We start from the raw sequence: 17483 nt of genomic DNA, 5'->3' as shown, positions 1-17483 counted from the left end.
TCAAACGGAGAGCGACAGCGATGCTAGCGCATCGCCAAGACGTTGCCATCCGGTCTCATCCGGAGGCAGGCCAAAGCGTATGCCGAGCACGTCATGTGTGGGGTGCATGCCATGTCCCTGGCCCGGCACATCAAAGAGGCGCGTCCAGATGCCGAGCCGCGCCAGCTGTGCGTGAAGCGACGGCGAACGTGATGTCGGCGCCCAGGCAAAGAGTGGCGTGGCGGTGTTGGGTAGTCCGTGGCAATTGAGCAACGTGTGCAGGCGCGTGCCCTCGCACTGCAAGCGGGTGCGGTTGGTGGTTCGCCAGGCGGTATCCGTCAGCGCGGCGCGCACGACGGTGCGAGCGGGGCCATTGACGGTCCAGTGTCCCAACGCATCGCGCAGCGCAGCCAGCAGATCCGGCGCGCCCAGCACAAAGCCGATGCGCGCTCCGGCCAACCCGTAGAACTTGCCAATGGACCGCAGGACCACCAGCCCTGGCGTGCCTGCCAACGGCGCGAGCGTCGGGCCATCTTCGAGCGCTTCGATAAAGGCCTCATCGACGATCAACGTGCCGCCGCGCGCGTGCAGGCGTGCATGCCAATCACGCAGGGTGCTGGCCGATAGAACACGCGCGGTCGGATTGTTCGGGTTGACGACGACGAGGTGTCGAACGTCGTCGGGCAGAGCGCCCAGAAAGGCGGCTTCGGGCAGGGCGGTGACGTCATGTCCAGCGCGTGCAAAGGCGGGTGCGTATTCGCTGTAGCCAACTTGAGCGACGCCGACCCGGCTGCGGGGCAACAGGGCCGGCAGCGTGCGGATGGCGGCCTGAGAGCCTGCGACTGCCAGCACCGCCTTGGCGTCATTCACGCCGTAGTGCGCGGCGGCCAGCGCTTCGAGCCCATCGTCTTCCGGCAGGCGCAGCCAAGCATCAGGCGGAATCGGCGGGATCGGATAGCCGTGCGGGTTGATGCCCGTGGAGAGATCGAGCCAGCCTCCCGCCGGTTCGCCATATCGTGCGCGTGCGGCGGCGAGGTTGCCGCCGTGGACGATGGCATTCATGCGAGGCTCCGTGCGATGACGGCGGCAGCGCCCAGCACACCGATCCATAGCCACAACGTGCGTGAGACAAGTGCGAGTGCGCGGTTGATGTCGGTGGCGCTCGCAGGCTTGCCGGTGCCGAGCAGGGGGCGGGCTTCGTCCACGCCTTCGTAGCGTGCCGTGCCGCCAAGCTGCACGCGCAGGCTGCCAGCGCCGGCAGCCATGACCGGGCCCGCGTTGGGGCTCGACCACTGCGGTGCCTGCTTGCGCCAGCAGTGCAGCGCATCGGCGGTGTGACCGAGCAGCGCATAGCTCACCGCCGTCAGCCGGGCGGGAATCCAGTTGAGCACGTCATCGATGCGCGCCGCCGCCCAGCCAAAGCCTGTGAAGCGCGCATTGCGGTAGCCCCACATGGCGTCGAGCGTGTTGGCCAGCCGGTAGAGCACCACGCCCGGCGCACCAGCCACGACCAGCCAGAACAAGGGGGCGAACACGGCGTCGCTGCCATTCTCCAGCGCCGATTCCACGGCAGCGCGGGCGATGGGTTCGTCGGCTGCTTCGGACAGATCCCGCGAGACGATGCGCGAGGCCAGTGCGCGTGCGCGGGGCAGGTCGGCTGCGCGCAAGGCGGACGCAATCGGCGCGATGTGGTCATGCAGGCTGCGCGCGCCGATCGCAACGTAGAGCGCCACCGCATCGAGTGCCACCACAGCCCACGCCGAAGTCGCATGCGCTGCTGCGACAAGCCACGCCGCCACCAGCACGAACGGCAGTACTGCAATCGCCCAGGCGAGCAGGCCGACGATGCGCGACCAAACCAGCGCTGCCGGCTCGCGGTTCATGGTGTGCTCGATGGTGTTGGCAATGCGCCCGAAGCCCACCAGCGGATGCCAGCGCGGCACTTCGCCCAGCAGCCGGTCGAGCAGCACACCGGCCAGTGCGGCCAGCGCCACGAGCGACCAGCCGAGGTTGGTCACACCGCCTGTCGGCACGCTCAGGGTCACGCGCTACTGCCGAGTGCCGGCCCTTTGACCACCATCGGGATGCCGGCCACCAGCAGATGCACGTTGTCGGCCAGCGCAGCCAGGCGCTGGTTCAGGCGGCCGAGTTCATCCACATAGAAACGCGTGACGGCACCCATCGGGACTACGCCCAGACCGATCTCGTTGCTCACGAGAATCACCTCGCCAGGCAGCAGCGGCAGGGCGGTGAGCAGGGCGTCAATCTCGGTCGTCCAGGCTTCGGGGGGCGTGATGAGGCCGGTGTCGGGATACTCGTGGTGCTCAGAGAAAAGGAGGTTGTTGAGCCACAGCGTGAGGCAATCCACCAGCACGCAACCACCGTGCTGGGTGTGCGTGTACAGCGCTTCGGCCAGGCGCACGGGCTCTTCGACCAGGCCCCAATGCTCGGGCCGGCGTGCGCGGTGCAGGGCCACGCGCAATTGCATCTCTTCATCGCCTTCACCCGCCGTGGCGACATACGTGACCGGCCCCGCGCATTGCAGCGCGAGTTGTTCAGCGTGGTGGCTCTTGCCCGAGCGGGCGCCACCGAGGACGAGTGTGAGACGGCGGGACATCCGCGCATTTTAGCCGTGGGGGCCCCTTGATGCAGAGCGGGCGCAGATATGTGAATGCGATAATCCGCGCATGCCAAAGCCACCGTTTACTGTGCCGCCACGCGGCACGCTGATGATCCAGGGCACCACGTCCGATGCCGGCAAGAGCACGCTGGTGGCAGGGCTGTGCCGCGTCGCCCATCGCGCCGGTGTGCGCGTGGCGCCGTTCAAGCCGCAGAACATGGCGCTCAACAGCGCCGTCACCGCAGACGGCGGTGAGATCGGCCGTGCCCAGGCGCTGCAGGCACAGGCCGCAGGCGTTGCACCCACGGTCGACATGAACCCCGTGCTGCTCAAGCCCAACAGCGACACCGGTGCGCAGGTCATCATCCACGGCCAGCCGCGCTGTGACCTCGACGCCCGCGCCTACCACGACTACAAGCCCACCGCGATGGCCGCGGTGCTGGAGTCGCACACCCGCCTGCGCATGCAATACGACCTCGTGCTGGTGGAAGGCGCTGGCAGCCCCGCCGAGATCAACCTGCGCGACCGCGACATCGCCAACATGGGCTTTGCGGAAGCCGTCGATTGTCCGGTCATGCTCGTCGCCGACATCGACCGTGGTGGCGTGTTCGCACATCTGGTTGGCACGCTCGCCTGCCTGTCGGAGAGCGAACGTGCGCGTGTGGCCGGCTTCGTCATCAACCGGTTTCGCGGCGACATCTCGCTGCTTACGCCGGGGCTGGATTGGCTGACGGCGCAGACGGGCAAGCCGGTGTTTGGCGTGCTGCCGTACCTGCACGGCCTGCATTTGGATGCGGAAGACGCCGTGCAGACCGCGCAGCGCGCAGCCTCTGGCGATGCGCTGCGCGTGGTGATTCCGGTGTTGCCGCGCGTATCCAATCACACCGATTTCGATGCGCTGCGCGCGCACCCGCAGGTGGACGTGCGCTTGGTTGGCCCGGGCCAGCCGATTCCCCCAGCCGATCTCATCATCCTGCCCGGCAGCAAAAGCGTGCAGGCAGACCTCGCCTGGTTGCGTGCCAACGGCTGGGAAGTGGCGATCGCGCGGCACCTGCGCTACGGCGGCAAGCTGATCGGCATCTGCGGCGGCATGCAGATGCTGGGGCGGCGCCTGCATGATCCGCAGGGGCTGGAAGGTGTGCCCGGCAGCGTTGATGGTCTCGGCTATCTCGATTTCGAGACCACGCTGGAGGCTGCCAAGCAGCTGCGGCAAGTGCGCGGCACGCTGGCGGAGGGCGGGGCAGCCATTGCCGGCTATGAAATCCACATGGGCGTGACCGAGGGGCCGGCACTCGCGCGGCCCGCCGTGCAACTCGACGACGGGCGCGCAGACGGGGCCATCTCGCCCGACGGGCAGATCCTCGCCACGTATCTCCACGGGCTGTTCGATGCGCCTGAAGCCTGCCGAGCGCTGCTTGCCTGGGCCGGCGTGCGCGATGCGCAGGCGCAGGACTACGGGGCACTACGCGAGGCATCGCTTGAACGCCTTGCCGACACGTGCGAGGCGCACCTCAACCTTGCCGCGCTGTTCGGGACGCTGCCACGTGCGGGCTGAGCCATAATTACCGGATAGGCAGATCCGTCGAGTGATCCACTCGGCACATGATTCAGCGATCGCGCGATTGTGTACAAGGAGGCAGGCATGCCGGTGGCCGTTGTAGCGAATCCGAAGGGCGGGGTGGGCAAGACCACGCTGGCAACCAATCTGGCGGGCTACTTTGCCAGTCAGGACCACGCCGTGATGCTGGGCGATACCGACCGCCAGCAGTCATCGCGCGAATGGTTGGCGTTGCGCCCCGAGACGGCCAAGCCCATCCACACGTGGGAGATCAGCGCTGACCACATCGCCAAGCCGCCCAAGGGCACCACGCATGTGGTGCTCGATACGCCGGCCGGACTGCACGGCTGGCGGCTGACCGATCTGGTCAAGCTGTCGGACCACGTGATCGTGCCGCTGCAGCCCTCGATGTTCGACATCCTCGCCACACAGACCTTCCTGCGCAAACTGGCCGATGAAAAGGCGGTTCGCCACGGCGAGGTCAAGCTGGGCGTGGTCGGCATGCGCGTGGACATGCGCACGCGCGCCGCTGAACAGCTCCAGCGTTTCGTGCAGGGGTTGGAAGTGCCGATCCTCGGCTATTTGCGCGATACCCAGAACTACGTGCAACTGGCCGCGCACGGCTTGACGCTGTGGGATGTGGCGCCCTCGCGCGTGGCGAAGGATGTGGAGCAGTGGGGCGGCATCCTCGGTTGGCTGGGGGAAACGCCCCCGCAGGCCACCGTGGTTGATGCGTCAGCGGCGGCATGAAAAAAGCCCGGCAACTGCCGGGCTTTTTGTTGGGCGATACGTCGCTCAGATCTCGAGGTTGTCGATCAGGCGCGTCTTGCCGAGCTTGGCGGCGGTCAGCACCACCAGTGGCTCGCCGGCGGCGATGTTCTCGGGTGTCGGTGCCTGCAGGTCGGTGCGGCGGCGCACGGCCACGTAGTCGGGTTGCCAGCCGCGGCCACGCAGGTACTCCATCGCCTTGTTGGTCACCGCTTCGTGCGAGGCTTGGCCTTGCAGCACGGTCTCCAGCACATCCTGGCGCACCTGGTGCAGCGTGCGGTACAGCTCGGGCGCCTCGGCGCGTTCATCGCTGGACAGATACATGTTGCGCGAAGACAGTGCCAGCCCGTCCTCCGCACGCACCGTCTCAGCGGGAATGATGTCCACCGGCAGGGCGAACTGGTGCGCCATGCGGCGCACGATCATCAACTGCTGGTAGTCCTTCTTGCCGAACACCGCCACGCGTGGCTGCACGGCGCAGAACAGCTTCATCACCACCGTGCACACGCCCTTGAAGAAGCCGGGGCGGAACTCGCCCTCCAGCGTGTCGCCCAGGTCATGCGGCGGGTCCACGCGGTATTCCTGCGGCTCGGGATACATGTCACGCTCGGTGGGCGCAAACAGCACGTACACGCCTTCCTTCTGCAGCTTCTCGATGTCGTCCTGCAGGGTGCGCGGGTACTTGTCGAAGTCTTCGTTCGGGCCGAACTGCAGGCGGTTCACGAAAATGGACGCCACCACCGGATCGCCGTGCTGGCGCGCCAGGCGCATCAGGCTCAGGTGGCCCTCGTGCAGGTTACCCATGGTCGGCACGAAGGCGACGCGGTTCTGGCCGCGCAGCTGGTCGCGCAGTTCCTGGATGGACGAGATGACTTTCATGCGTTTGTGGTGTGAGTCAGCGGCTGACTTTGGCCGGATGTGGTGGCCGAATTACGTCGGGGAATAGGCGAGGCGCACGTAGATGGGCGCGTACGGTTCCGCCTGGGTGATCTCCAGCAGCGATTCACGCGAGAGCTCCAGCATGGCGACAAAGTTGACCACCACGATGGGCGCGCCCTTGCCGGACTGGATCGCTTCTTCAAACAGCTCGGTGAACTCCATGAACCGCGCATGCTGCAGCTTACGCAGGATCTGGCTCATGTGCTCCCGCACGGACAGCTCTTCGCGCGAGATCTTGTGGTGCTGCGTGAGCTTGGCCCGGCGCAGCACGTCGGCCCACGCGACGCGCAGGTCGTCGGAATTGACGTCGGGGTAACGCGGCGCCAGGCTCTGCTCGATGTAGACCTGGGCACGCAGGAAGTCGCGGCCGAGTTGCGGCAGCGTGTCGAGCTTTTGCGCGGCGAGCTTCATCTGCTCGTATTCGAGCAGGCGGCGCACCAGTTCGGCGCGCGGGTCTTCGGGTTCTTCGCCGGAGTCGGTCTTCTTGACCGGCAGCAGCATGCGCGACTTGATCTCGATCAGCATGGCCGCCATCAGCAGGTATTCGGCGGCCAGCTCCAGGTTGGTCGCGCGGATCTGCTCGATGTAGGCCAGGTACTGCCGCGTGACTTGCGCCAGCGGAATGTCCAGCACGTTGAAGTTCTGGCGCCGGATCAGGTACAGCAGCAAGTCCAGCGGCCCTTCAAACGCCTCGAGAAACACTTCGAGCGCATCGGGCGGAATGTAGAGATCTTGCGGGAGCTTGAACAGCGGCTCGCCGTATAGCCGCGCGAAGGCCAGACCGTCGACCTGTACCGGCGTGGAGTCCTGCTCGGGTGCCACGCTGGGCAATTCGACGGGCAGCGGCAGCTTGTCCTGCGCAGAAGTGGTCATGCGGCGGCGGGCCTCGGGACCTGGGGGATCGGCTTGCCGATCAGTCCAGCGAGTAGACGTACGGCTTTTGTGCCACGCGTGCTGCCTGGGCGCGGGTGCGTTCGTCCAGGTCGATCGGGTCCTTGTCCCACAGCAGCGAGCGGCCTTGGCGCTGTTGCGCTTCCAGGTCGGGCTTCTGGGTCTTGAGTTCTTCCAGGAACTGGGTGATCTCGGACTTATACAGGGCCATGGCAGTCAGTGATATTGGGTGATCCGGCCCGCACGGGAGGTTCCCGGGCGGAAAACGGCGCATTTTACCGTATTGGCCGACGGGCACGGCGCACTCGGAACCCTTCGGATTGATCCGAAAGCCAGTATTCGTTGCATTTGCCTGGGCACCTGCCGGGGTCGGTATGGTCAAATACGCCTTTCCTTTGACTTAGCCGGCCCGTGGGGCGGCGCCATGCTTGCCACGATGACCGGCCCTCATCGACCGTCACGACCGTCTCGCTTTCGTTTTTCTGCTGCCTATGCCGCTGTGCTCGCGGCCGGCATCGCCCTGTCGCTCGCGTGCGCACCGGCCTGTGCCGAGTACGACGTCAAGATCGAGGCGCCCAAGGCCATCCGCGACCTGCTGGAGCGCCATCTTGATCTGTCGCGCTACCAGGATCGCAAGGACATCACCGACGACCAGCTGCAGTACATGATGGAGACCATCGGCGACCAGGTCACCAAGCTGACAGCCACCGAGGGTTACTTCGTGCCCAAGGCCACTGCCAGCATGGAGGGGCCGCCGGATCACCGTGTCGTGCGTGTGAAGGTCGAGCCCGGCCTGCGCACCACCATCGACAGCGTGGCGCTGGATTTCAACGGCGCGATCACGCAGGACCCCAAGCGCATCGAAGAATTGAAGAAGGCCTGGGGCTTGCAGAAGGAGATGGCGTTCCGCCAGTCCGGCTGGGACAAGGCCAAGGACGACAGCCTGGCTGCGCTGCAGAGCAAGCGTTATTACGCGGCCAAGCAGACGGCGTCGCAAGCGCGTGTGGATCCGGACGAGAACAAGGCGGATCTGTCCGTTTCCTATGACAGCGGCCCAGCCTACACGCTGGGGCCACTGGATGTACAGGGTTTGACGCGCTATCCGCGCAGCATCATCACCAACGTCAATCCACTGCGCGTGGGCGAGGATTACTCCGCCGACCGCCTGCAGGCATTGCAGGCCGCCATCCAGGGCCAGCCGTACTTCGCCAACGCCGTTGTCGACCTGGGCGACGATCCGAAAGACCCCGTCAACGCGCCGGTACGTGTGCGCGTGCGTGAGTACCCGCCCAACCGCCTCACCAGCGGTGTCGGCTATGGCACGGACACGGGGGCCTCGGTGGAAGGGCGCTATCAATACCTGAATCTGTTCAACAAGGCTTGGGTGCTCGACACCCAGGCGCGCATCGAGCAGCGCCGGCAGTATCTGTTTGCCGGCGTGACCCTGCCGCCCGACGAGAAGCAGTACGTCAACAGCCTCTACAGCAGCATGGATCGCACCGACACCTCGGGCACCGAGACGCGCAGCTATCGCTCAGGCTTCAAACAGACGCGCGTACGCGGCATCTACGAGACCTCGTTCACCATCGACTTCTACTATGACGACCTGCGCCCCGAAGGCGCCGAGCGCCAGTTGAGCAAGGCGCTGGTACCCGGCTTCGCCTGGACGCGTCGCGACGTGGACGACCCGCTGTTCCCGCGCCGGGGCAACATCATCACCACGCAGATCGGCGCGGCGGTGAAGGGCTTCCTGACGGACCAAACGTTTGTGCGCTCGTATAGCCGCATTCGCCAGTTCGTGCCGGTCGGGCAGCGCGACATTTTTGTCGCGCGGGCAGAACTGGGCGCGGTCATTACTGGTGGCGCGGGTGATGGCGTGCCGGCCACGCTGCGTTTCCGTACGGGCGGCACGCAGTCGGTGCGCGGCTACGACTTCCAGAGCATCGGCAACGAGGTCAACGGCAGTACGCTGCCGACGAAATTCCTTGCGACGGGCGGGCTGGAGTACCAGCGCTGGTTCCTGCCGCAGTGGGGCGGCGCGGTGTTCTGGGATACCGGTACCGCCACCGACAACTGGTCGGAGCGCCGCTGGTTCAACGGCGTGGGCGTGGGCGTGCGCTGGAAGAGCCCGGTCGGGCCGATCCAGCTCGACTTGGCCTACGGTATCCAGCAGAGGCAATTCCGGCCGAGCGTATCGCTGGGTATCGCGTTCTGAGCATGACCATGACTGACTCTCAGACGCCTGCATCCACCCAACCCGAAGCGCCGAAGCCCAAGCGCGGCTGGGGCCGTCGTCTAGCTCGCTGGCTGGGCGGCCTCGTCGCTCTTGTGCTGGTAATCGTGCTTGGTGTTGCCGGCTGGCTGGCCTGGGCCATTCACTCGCCGACGGGCACGGCACAGTTGTGGTCGCTTGCCACGCGTTTCGGCCACGACTACGTATCGGGCAAGCTGGCCGGTGGCACGTTGCGCGAAGGGCTGTCGCTACGTGACGTGCATGTGCGTGCGGGCAGCACCGAAGTGCGCATCGACCACGTGGAAGGCCGCTGGACCATCACACGCGGGCCGTGGCATGCCCACTTTGCGTATCTCACAGCGGGCAGTGTCGAGGTGATCCTGCACCCGACGCCACCAACACCGCCGAGCGGGCCACCTGCTTCATTGGTGTTGCCGCTGGCGCTGGACGTGGATCGGCTGGCCGTAGACCGCCTCGCCATACGCGAGGGCACGTCGACTACCGAACTCAAATCGATTGCCGGCAGCCTGCACACCGATGGCACGCATCACAACGTGCTGCTCGACGGGATGGAAACGCCCGCCGGCAAGCTGGCGGCCACGCTGCGCATGACGGGCACGCGGCCGTACCCGCTCACGGGCGCGGCCACGCTGGCCACGCAGTTCGAAGCGAACGGGCAGAAGCAGGATGCGTCGGTGTCGGCGCAGCTTTCGGGCTCGTTGGAAGCGCTGCATATCGACGCGACCGGCACCGGTGCCAAGCTGACTGCGCAGGCGCAGATCGATGCCACGCCGTTTGGCGTGCTGCCGCTTTCGCGTGCGGTTGTGTCTGCAGACCACGTGAACCCGCGTGCGTTTGCGCCGGGCGCGCCGGAGGCCTCGCTCACCATCCACGCCGATCTGCGCCCGGATGAGAAAGCCAAGACGCTGACGGTCGCCGGCCCCATCCAGATCGACAACGCCCAGGCCGGCACGCTCGACAAGCAGAAACTGCCGCTGCAATCCTTGCGCGCACAGGTGCGACTGAACGAAGACGATCAGCAACTCACCGGCTTGGATGTGCGCCTGCTGGGCGGCGCGCAACTGACTGGCAGCGCGGATGTGAAGAAGGGCCACGGCACGTTGCGAGTGGATGTGCGCCAGCTCGACTTGCAGGCGCTGCACGCGTCGCTGGAGAAAACGAAGCTCGCCGGCCCCATCACCGTGGACTTTGCGGGCGGTACGCAGCATGTGGCGCTGGATCTTGCCGGCGGTGACATGCGTGCGCAGGCCAAGGCGGTGCTCGACGCGGCGCAGGTGGCCGTGGAGAGTGCGCAGGTGTCGCTGGGCCGCTCACGATTGACGCTGGCGGGCGCGCTCAAGCATGACGACGTGCAGTCGTTCGCCTTCAAGGGCGACCTCGCGGAGTTTGACCCGTCGCGCCTGGCCAAGGTGGCCAAGGGCCGTATCAACGCAACCTTTGATGCACGCGGCACGCTGGGTGAGCCGATCGATGCGGCGATCAAGTTTGCGGTGCGCAACAGCGACTACGCCGGTTTGCCGATGACGGGCGACGGCAACGTCCACCTGCGCAAGGTTGACGAATTGATGCGCCTGCTGCCGAGCGACGCCAAGCTGGATGTGGCCGGCAACAAGGCCAGCCTGCGCGGCAGCTTTGGCGCTGCGGGCGACCGCCTGCACGTGGAGGTTGACGCGCCACAGCTCGCGCGCCTGCAGCTTGGCGTGAGCGGGGCGCTCACCCTGTCTGGCGACGTGTCCGGCACGATCAAGCGCCCGCAGGTGGACGCCACCTTCCGCGCGCAGCAGCTTGCCTATCAGGGCAACAAGATCGAACTGGCGAACGGCCGTGCGCAGATGCGGGACGGGATCGACGGGCCGCTGCAGTTCGAGCTGACCGCGCAGCGTGTGACGGCCCCGAGTGTGTCATTGCGCGAAGTGCACGCCACGTTGGACGGTACGCGTCGCGCCCACCGCTTCCGCGCCGATGCCGACGGCAACGTGCGAAGCCAGCCGTTCAAGTTCGCGCTGGCTGGTGATGGCGCACTGACGCCCGGTAAAGACGGTGATGCGTGGGACGGCACGATCTCCACGCTGTCGGCGCAGGGCGCGCCCAACCTCCAACTGACGGCGCCGGTACGTGTGTCGGTGGCGCCGAGTCGCTTGATGATCGGCCGCGCAGATCTGACGCTGGATCAGACGCCTATCCACATCGAGCGCGTGGAATCCAACCAGGGCCATCTGCGCAGCGCTGGCCGTGTCGATGGATTGCAGATCGCACGCGTTCTGGAACTGGTGCGTACGTGGACGGGCCAGGCACCTCCGGTGCGGACGGATCTCGTCATCGATGGCCAATGGGATCTGGACCTCGGCGGTACGGCAACCGGTACGGCGCGCTTTGCCCGTCGCAGCGGTGATCTGTCGATCAACGCAGGCCGCGGATTCACGCCGCTGGGGTTGACCGTGCTGGTGGTGGAGGCGCGCGGCGAGGGCATGCGGCTGGCATTGCGCGGCGATGTGCAGTCGACGCGCGTTGGCAACCTTTACCTCGATGCCGGTATCGGACTGACGCGCGATGCTGCGCCAGGTGCACTGGCGCTGATGTCGCCGGCCTCACCATTGACAGGCGGGCTGACCATCAGCCTGCCGCATCTCAAAGGCATCGGCGACCTGCTCGGCCCTGACGTTGCAACCGATGGCCAGCTTGCGGCCAGCCTGCAGTTTGCCGGCACGGTTGGTGCGCCCAAGATCAGCGGCTTCCTGACCGGACAGGACATCGAGGTGGCGCTGTACGACCAGGGCATCCGCCTGACCAAGGGCGTGGTGCGCGTGGCGCTGGACCAGAACGTGGTCGACCTGCAGGACGTGGTGTTCTACGGCGGCGACGGCACGGTGCGCGCGAAGGGCCGCGTGCAGCTCGGCGAGGCCAACCCCAACCTGAGCGGCTCCATCGTTGCCGACAAGCTGCAGCTCTTTGCCGATCCGGATCGCACGCTGGTGCTGTCGGGCCAGGCGCGCATTGCCAACGACAACGACCGCGTGGGCATTACCGGCAAGTTCAAGGTCGACCGCGGCCTGTTCGATCTGCCCAAGGACGGCGCGCCCGCACTTGGCGATGACGTGGTCATCGTGCGTCGTGCCGATGCCGCCCGCAATCAGGCCGAGCGTGGCGTCAAGCGCGAAGAAAAGCCTGCCGGCCGCTTCAGCCCGGTCATCAACGTCGATGTCGACTTTGGCGACAACTTCCGCTTCAAGGGCGCGGGTGCCGACCTTTCGCTGGGCGGCCAGATGACGGTGCATAGCGAGCCGCTGGTGCCGTTGCGTGGCACTGGCACGATTTATGTGCGCCAAGGTAGTACCTATGAAGCGTTCGGCCGCAAGCTGGCCATCGATCAGGGCGTGCTGAACTTCACTGGGCCGATCAACAACCCGTCGTTCAACATCACTGCCATGCGCCGCAACCAGGAGGTTGAGGCCGGCGTGCAGGTGACCGGCACGGTGCGCCAGCCACGCGTGAAGCTGGTCTCCGAACCGAACGTGCCGGATGAAGACAAGCTCTCGTGGCTGATGTTCGGCTATAGCGCATCCAACGCTGGTCTGGGCCAGCAGCAGGCGATGTCCGGCGCAGCGCTTGGGCTGCTGGGCAATGTGGCGGGCAAGAATGTGGCGCGGCGCTTCGGGCTGGATGAGTTTTCGATCGGGGCGTCGACTTCGGGCCTGACCGATCCGCAGGTGGTGAGCCTGGGCAAGGCCATCTCCGAGAGCATCACCGTGGGCTACGAGCAAAGCCTGTCGACCGCGGATTCCATCGTCAAGATGACGTGGCAATTCTCACGGAGATGGTCGGTCGTGGCACGTGGCGGCACGATCAACGGTGCTTCGGTGCTGTTCAACAAGCGTTGGTAATCGGGCGGTCCGGCTGCCAGAATGGCGACGGATCTACGTTTTGAACGAGGGGGTTCCATGCCGCATCGTCGTCAACTCGCACAAGTGGGAGTCACCATGGGCATTCTGACGTCATTGCTCGGGTTGTTTGGTTGCGATCAGCAGAAGGTCGACCAGGCTGTCGATCGCGCGGGGGAGGCGGCCAAGCGGGTGTGGCAATCGGCCAAACCGGACAACCTGCTGTTCAAGGACATCGTTGCCGGGCAGTCGACCGAGGCCGATGTGAAGGCCACAGCGGGCGAGCCCGAGATGATCTGGGAGAACGAGGGGGGTACGCGGCAGCTGGAGTACCCGCGTGGGCCGGAAGGGACGTCTACGTGGATGGTGACGATTTCTCCCGATGGCCATGTCGGCAAGATTGAGCAGGTGCTCACCGCCGAGAACTTTGGGCGTGTGCGGGTTGGGCAAAGCAAGGATGACATCCGCCGGATGCTCGGCAAGCCGGGCAAGGTGGAGGCGTTCAAGCTGAAGCAGGAAGAGGTGTGGGGATACCGGTGGATGGAGAGCCCGACTGAGAAGGCGTTCTTCAATGTCCACTTTGGGCCGGATGGGAAGGTGACTACGACTTCTCGGAGCGATAACCGGTTGAATGGGGGGTAGTTGGAGCCTCTGCTAAGGGGATGTTCTTGTGGTGCATCCCTGTTTCGTACCCTGCCGGGCACGACTCACTTTTCTTTGTCTTGCCAAAGAAAAGTAAGGGCGGTTTCAAGTACCAAGTGCAACAGCGGGGTCAATCACAATGCCCTGCTTAGCGCAGTTCTCAATGAAGGCCTCGGCCGGGGTGCGCCAGCCGAGCGTTTTGCGCGGACGGGTGTTCATCAGCAGCGCAATCGCGTCAAGCAGGCGCTGGGAGAGCACCGACAGGTCTGTGCCCTTTGGCAAGTACTGACGCAGCAGCCCATTCGTGTTCTCGCAGATGCCGCGCTGCCAGGGGCTGTGCGGATCACAGAAGTAGATGCGGATGCCAGTGGCTTCGGCCAGCTTGCGATGCAATGCCATTTCCTTGCCCTGGTCATACGTCAGGGTTTTTCGCAGTTCCTCAGGCAGTGGCGCGAACGCCGCGCTGTAAGCGTGCAAGGCGGCCTCAGCGGTACTGCCATCGATCTTCACCAACATCAGGAACAGCGTGCTGCGATCGATCAGCGTGCCGACCGCCGAACGGTTGCCAGCTCCCTTGATCAGGTCCCCCTCCCAGTGTCCCGGGATCAATCGGTCATTGGCCTCGGGTGGGCGCACATGGATGCTCACCATGTCGGTAAGCTGCCCGCGCGAGCGCGGCTTGCGAGCGCCATGCGCCTGCCTCAACAAGCTCACCAACTCGCGCCGCAGTGCGCCGCGTGGAGCAGCGTAGATCGCGTGGTAGATCGTTTCGTGCGAGACGTTCAAGGCAGGCTCACCGGGGTGGACACGTTTGAGTTGCGCGGCCACCTGCTCTGGCGAGAAGCCTCTCTCCAAGTACTGGCGCACCTCAGGCCACAGCGCACCTTGCCGGCGCAGCTTGCGTTCGCGACGCGGCTTGCGTCGCAATCGGGAGGCTCGCTGACCGGCGCGCACCGCATTGTAGCCACCGGCTATTGTGGGCCGTCCCATCGCTGTGCGCTCGTGTTCAGGCCTCCAGCCGTTGCGCCGAAGCTCGCGACTGATCGTGCTCGGTGAGCGCTGCAGTGCGCGCGCAATCTCTCGCGTGCTGCGCTCCTCCAGTTTCATCGCGAAGATCGCGCCTCGCTCCTCGGCGCCCAGGTGTTCGTAGCTTCGTCCCATGCAACACATCCTAGATAACGTGTTGCACTTGCTGCTTGAAACCGCCAAGCAAAAGAAAGGCGCCCCCGAGATGGCGACCCCCTCCTTGGATTTTTGTCGCGGGGAGGGAAGGGAGGCAAACTCGCTGCGCTCAGACAGCCTCCCTTCTTTATCCTCCCCGCAACAAAAATCCAAGGCGCCATCAAGGGCTCAACGTCAAAAGAAAAAGGCCAACCCGTCGCGAGGTTGGCCTTTGTCGTTCTGGCTGGCATCCAGATGGTTTGGCTTTTTGCCTTTGACTTTCCCTGCCCTATGGGGCGCCTTGAATTTCTGTTGCAAGGAGGAAAAAGGAAGGGAAACTGTCTGAGCGCAGCGAGTTTTTCCCTTCCCCTCCTTGCGACATAAATTCAAGGAGTCTGTCGCCGCATCGGGCGCGCCTTTCTTTGCTTACTTTCTTTGGCAAGACAAAGAAAGTGAGTCAGCCCCGGCAGGGGATGAAACAAGGGATGGACCAGCAAGGCCCACCCCAATCAAACCAAATCAACGCACCCGCATGCCCGGCACAGCACCAGAATGCGGCTCAAGGATGTAGAGGCCCGGCTGAGCCTTCTCATCAGCAGCAGAAGCCGCCAACACCATCCCTTCCGACATCCCAAACTTCATCTTGCGAGGCGCGAGGTTGGCAACCATCACAGTCAGCTTGCCCACCAGGTCTTCCGGCGCATACGCCGATTGAATCCCCGAGAACACATTGCGCGTCTGACCTTCACCCACATCCAGCGTAAGCTGCAGCAGCTTGTTCGACCCTTCCACGCGCTGGCAAGCGACGATCCTGGCCACACGCAGGTCAATCTTGGCGAAGTCATCGATGGTAATGGTCTCAGCCATCGGCTCAATGGTGGCAACACCGTTGGCGGCAGCAACCGGCGCATCCGCAGTAGCCTGCAGCGACTGACGATTCGCTTCGACCAGCGCATCGACCTGCTTCTTGTCCACGCGCGTCATCAGGTGCGAATACGGCTGGATCGGCTTGGCCGACGACAGTGCCGAATCAATCGCGCGCCAGGTCAGCGGTTCAACGTTCAGGAACGCTTCGATACGCTCCACCGTGGTCGGCAGGATCGGCTTGAGGTACACGGCCAGCAGGCGGAAGGCTTCGAGCGCCACGGAGCACGCGGCGTGCAGCTTCTCGCGGTTGGCTTCGTCCTTGGCAAGGTCCCACGGCTTTTCGGTGTCGACGAACGCGTTGACGGCGTCGGCCAGCTCCATCACCGCACGCAGGGCCTTGCTGTACTCGCGTTTCTCGTACAGGTCGGCGACTTGCGGAGCGGCTTCACGCAGTTGCACCATCAGCGGATGGCCCAGGGCGGCATCGCTCACGCGGCCGTCAAAGCGCTTGACCAGGAAGCCCGCCGAGCGGCTCGCGATGTTGACGAACTTGCCGACCAGGTCACTGTTCACACGGGCGATGAAGTCGTCCAGGTTCAGGTCCAGGTCTTCCATTGTCGCGTTCAGCTTGGCGGCGAAGTAGTAGCGCAGCCATTCCGGATTCAGGCCCGTGTCGATGTAGCTCTGCGCGGTGATGAAGGTGCCGCGCGACTTGCTCATCTTGGCGCCGTCCACGGTCAGGAAACCGTGCGCGAACACGTTGGTCGGCGTGCGGTGGCCCGAGAACTTGAGCATCGCCGGCCAGAACAGCGTGTGGAAATACAGGATGTCCTTGCCGATGAAGTGGTACTGCTCGGTGGTCGAATGCGCGCTGATCCACGATTCGAAGTCGAGGCCAAGCTTCGCGCTCAGGTTCTTGAAGCTGGCGTAGTAGCCGACCGGCGCGTCCAGCCACACATAGAAGTACTTGCCCGGTGCGCCCGGAATTTCGAAGCCGAAGTACGGTGCGTCACGCGAGATGTCCCAGTCCGACAGCTTGGCCTCGCCTTCGTCGCCAAGCCACTCGCGCATCTTGTTGGTGGCTTCGGGCTGGGCCAGATCGGCCACCCACTCACGCAGGAAGTTTTCGCAGCGCGGGTCGGACAGCTTGAAGAAGTAGTGTTCCGACGACTTGCGCACCGGCGTTGCGCCCGACACCACGGAGTACGGGTTCTTCAGGTCGGTCGGCTGGTAGGTCGCGCCGCAGACTTCGCACGAATCGCCGTACTGGTCTTTCGCGCCGCACTTCGGGCACTCGCCCTTGATGAAGCGGTCCGGCAGGAACATTTCCTTGACCGGGTCGTAGAACTGCTCGACCTCGCGCACGTCGATCAGGCCGTTTTCCTTGAGCTGCAGGTAGATGCGCTCAGACAGCTCCTTGTTCTCGTCAGAGTCGGTGCTGTAGTAGTTGTCGAACGAGATCAGGAAGTTATCGAAGTCGCGCTTGTGCTCGGTCCAGACGCGCTCGATCAACTGGCGCGGGGTCAGGCCTTCCTTCTCGGCGCGCAGCATGACGGGCGTGCCGTGTGTATCGTCGGCGCCCACATAGTAGGTTTCGTGCCCGCGCATGCGTTGGAAACGCACCCAGATGTCGGTCTGGATGTACTCGACCAGGTGACCGATGTGGATCGGCCCGTTGGCATAGGGCAGGGCGGAAGTGACGAGGATGCGACGTTCGGACATGGGCAGGCCAGAAAGGTGCGGGCGGGCCGCAGAAAAGGAGCGGTGCGCGGAGAAACGTGTATTTTAGCGCGCTCGGCGGCCCGGGGCCGGTGTGCGACGAATGGTGGGAATCTGAAGCTTGGAAGCTGCGGCAGGACGTCGCAGGTTGCGTGATCCAAAAAAAAGCGCCGGTCAGAGCCGGCGCAGCTTTCCACAACGGAAAAG

The 17483-nt window shown here is 64.9% G+C and carries 14 protein-coding genes; 6 read left to right on the top strand and 8 right to left on the bottom strand.

The genetic code is table 11. From position 1 onward, the window contains the following. Genes cobD through cobU form a run of 3 tightly spaced genes read right to left on the bottom strand, consistent with a single transcriptional unit; the run spans position 1 to position 2596 of the window. Positions 1 to 1041, bottom strand: a complete 1041-nt coding sequence (cobD, locus tag V6657_RS12345; RefSeq protein WP_048934599.1) for a threonine-phosphate decarboxylase CobD — start codon at positions 1039 to 1041, stop codon at positions 1 to 3. Further along, positions 1038 to 2018, bottom strand: coding sequence for an adenosylcobinamide-phosphate synthase CbiB (gene cbiB, locus V6657_RS12340; protein WP_048934670.1), 981 nt, complete (start codon positions 2016 to 2018; stop codon positions 1038 to 1040). Before cbiB ends, cobD begins: the two co-directional genes overlap by 4 nt. A gap of 2 nt (positions 2019 to 2020) precedes the next feature. After that, positions 2021 to 2596: a bifunctional adenosylcobinamide kinase/adenosylcobinamide-phosphate guanylyltransferase gene (gene cobU / locus V6657_RS12335; protein ID WP_048934600.1), complete on the bottom strand. Its 576-nt coding sequence runs from the start codon at positions 2594 to 2596 to the stop codon at positions 2021 to 2023. Between the two features lie 70 nt (positions 2597 to 2666). Here cobU and V6657_RS12330 point away from each other — a divergent pair, with 70 nt between their 5' ends. After that, complete coding sequence (locus V6657_RS12330; protein ID WP_048934601.1) at positions 2667 to 4154, top strand: cobyric acid synthase; 1488 nt, start codon at positions 2667 to 2669, stop codon at positions 4152 to 4154. A gap of 87 nt (positions 4155 to 4241) precedes the next feature. Then, a complete protein-coding gene (locus tag V6657_RS12325) occupies positions 4242 to 4907 on the top strand; it encodes a ParA family protein (RefSeq protein ID WP_048934602.1) in 666 nt (221 codons plus the stop codon). Positions 4908 to 4952: 45 nt separating this feature from the next. Here V6657_RS12325 and panC read toward each other — a convergent pair whose 3' ends face one another. The 3 genes from panC to V6657_RS12310 are packed head-to-tail and all read right to left on the bottom strand — an operon-like array spanning position 4953 to position 6966. Next, positions 4953 to 5804, bottom strand: coding sequence for a pantoate--beta-alanine ligase (panC, locus tag V6657_RS12320; RefSeq protein WP_048934603.1), 852 nt, complete (start codon positions 5802 to 5804; stop codon positions 4953 to 4955). A 51-nt stretch (positions 5805 to 5855) separates the two neighbouring features. Beyond that, a complete protein-coding gene (locus tag V6657_RS12315; protein WP_048934604.1) occupies positions 5856 to 6737 on the bottom strand; it encodes a ScpA family protein in 882 nt (293 codons plus the stop codon). Between the two features lie 40 nt (positions 6738 to 6777). Beyond that, positions 6778 to 6966, bottom strand: a complete 189-nt coding sequence (locus V6657_RS12310; protein WP_021195639.1) for a DUF3460 family protein — start codon at positions 6964 to 6966, stop codon at positions 6778 to 6780. 225 nt (positions 6967 to 7191) lie between these two features. On the opposite strand from V6657_RS12310, the gene V6657_RS12305 reads away from it, so the two are divergent. From V6657_RS12305 to V6657_RS12295, 3 genes are all read left to right on the top strand, one after another. After that, positions 7192 to 8970, top strand: coding sequence for an autotransporter assembly complex family protein (locus tag V6657_RS12305; protein WP_048934671.1), 1779 nt, complete (start codon positions 7192 to 7194; stop codon positions 8968 to 8970). A 2-nt stretch (positions 8971 to 8972) separates the two neighbouring features. After that, complete coding sequence (locus V6657_RS12300; protein ID WP_048934605.1) at positions 8973 to 12890, top strand: translocation/assembly module TamB domain-containing protein; 3918 nt, start codon at positions 8973 to 8975, stop codon at positions 12888 to 12890. A 96-nt stretch (positions 12891 to 12986) separates the two neighbouring features. Further along, a complete protein-coding gene (locus V6657_RS12295) occupies positions 12987 to 13529 on the top strand; it encodes a lipoprotein (protein ID WP_048934606.1) in 543 nt (180 codons plus the stop codon). Positions 13530 to 13634: 105 nt separating this feature from the next. Here the strand turns inward: V6657_RS12295 and V6657_RS12290 are convergent, their stop codons facing one another. Next, positions 13635 to 14690 carry an IS30 family transposase gene (locus V6657_RS12290; protein ID WP_048934607.1) on the bottom strand — a complete coding sequence of 352 codons (1056 nt, stop codon included), beginning with the start codon at positions 14688 to 14690 and terminating at the stop codon, positions 13635 to 13637. Between V6657_RS12290 and V6657_RS12285 the strand changes: the two genes are divergently transcribed. Next, positions 14689 to 15036 (top strand): hypothetical protein, encoded by a 348-nt coding sequence (locus V6657_RS12285; RefSeq protein WP_171017944.1) that lies wholly within the window; start codon positions 14689 to 14691, stop codon positions 15034 to 15036. The two genes, V6657_RS12290 and V6657_RS12285, sit on opposite strands and share 2 nt — an antisense overlap. A gap of 173 nt (positions 15037 to 15209) precedes the next feature. Here V6657_RS12285 and metG read toward each other — a convergent pair whose 3' ends face one another. Next, positions 15210 to 17279: a methionine--tRNA ligase gene (metG, locus tag V6657_RS12280; RefSeq protein ID WP_048934608.1), complete on the bottom strand. Its 2070-nt coding sequence runs from the start codon at positions 17277 to 17279 to the stop codon at positions 15210 to 15212. Positions 17280 to 17483: the final 204 nt, after the last annotated feature.

Origin of the sequence: Ralstonia sp. RRA (genome assembly GCF_037023145.1) — a bacterium.
GTDB lineage: Bacteria > Pseudomonadota > Gammaproteobacteria > Burkholderiales > Burkholderiaceae > Ralstonia.
The sequence above is the reverse complement of the archived record's forward strand: the minus strand, read 5'-3'. Positions and strand labels throughout refer to the sequence as shown.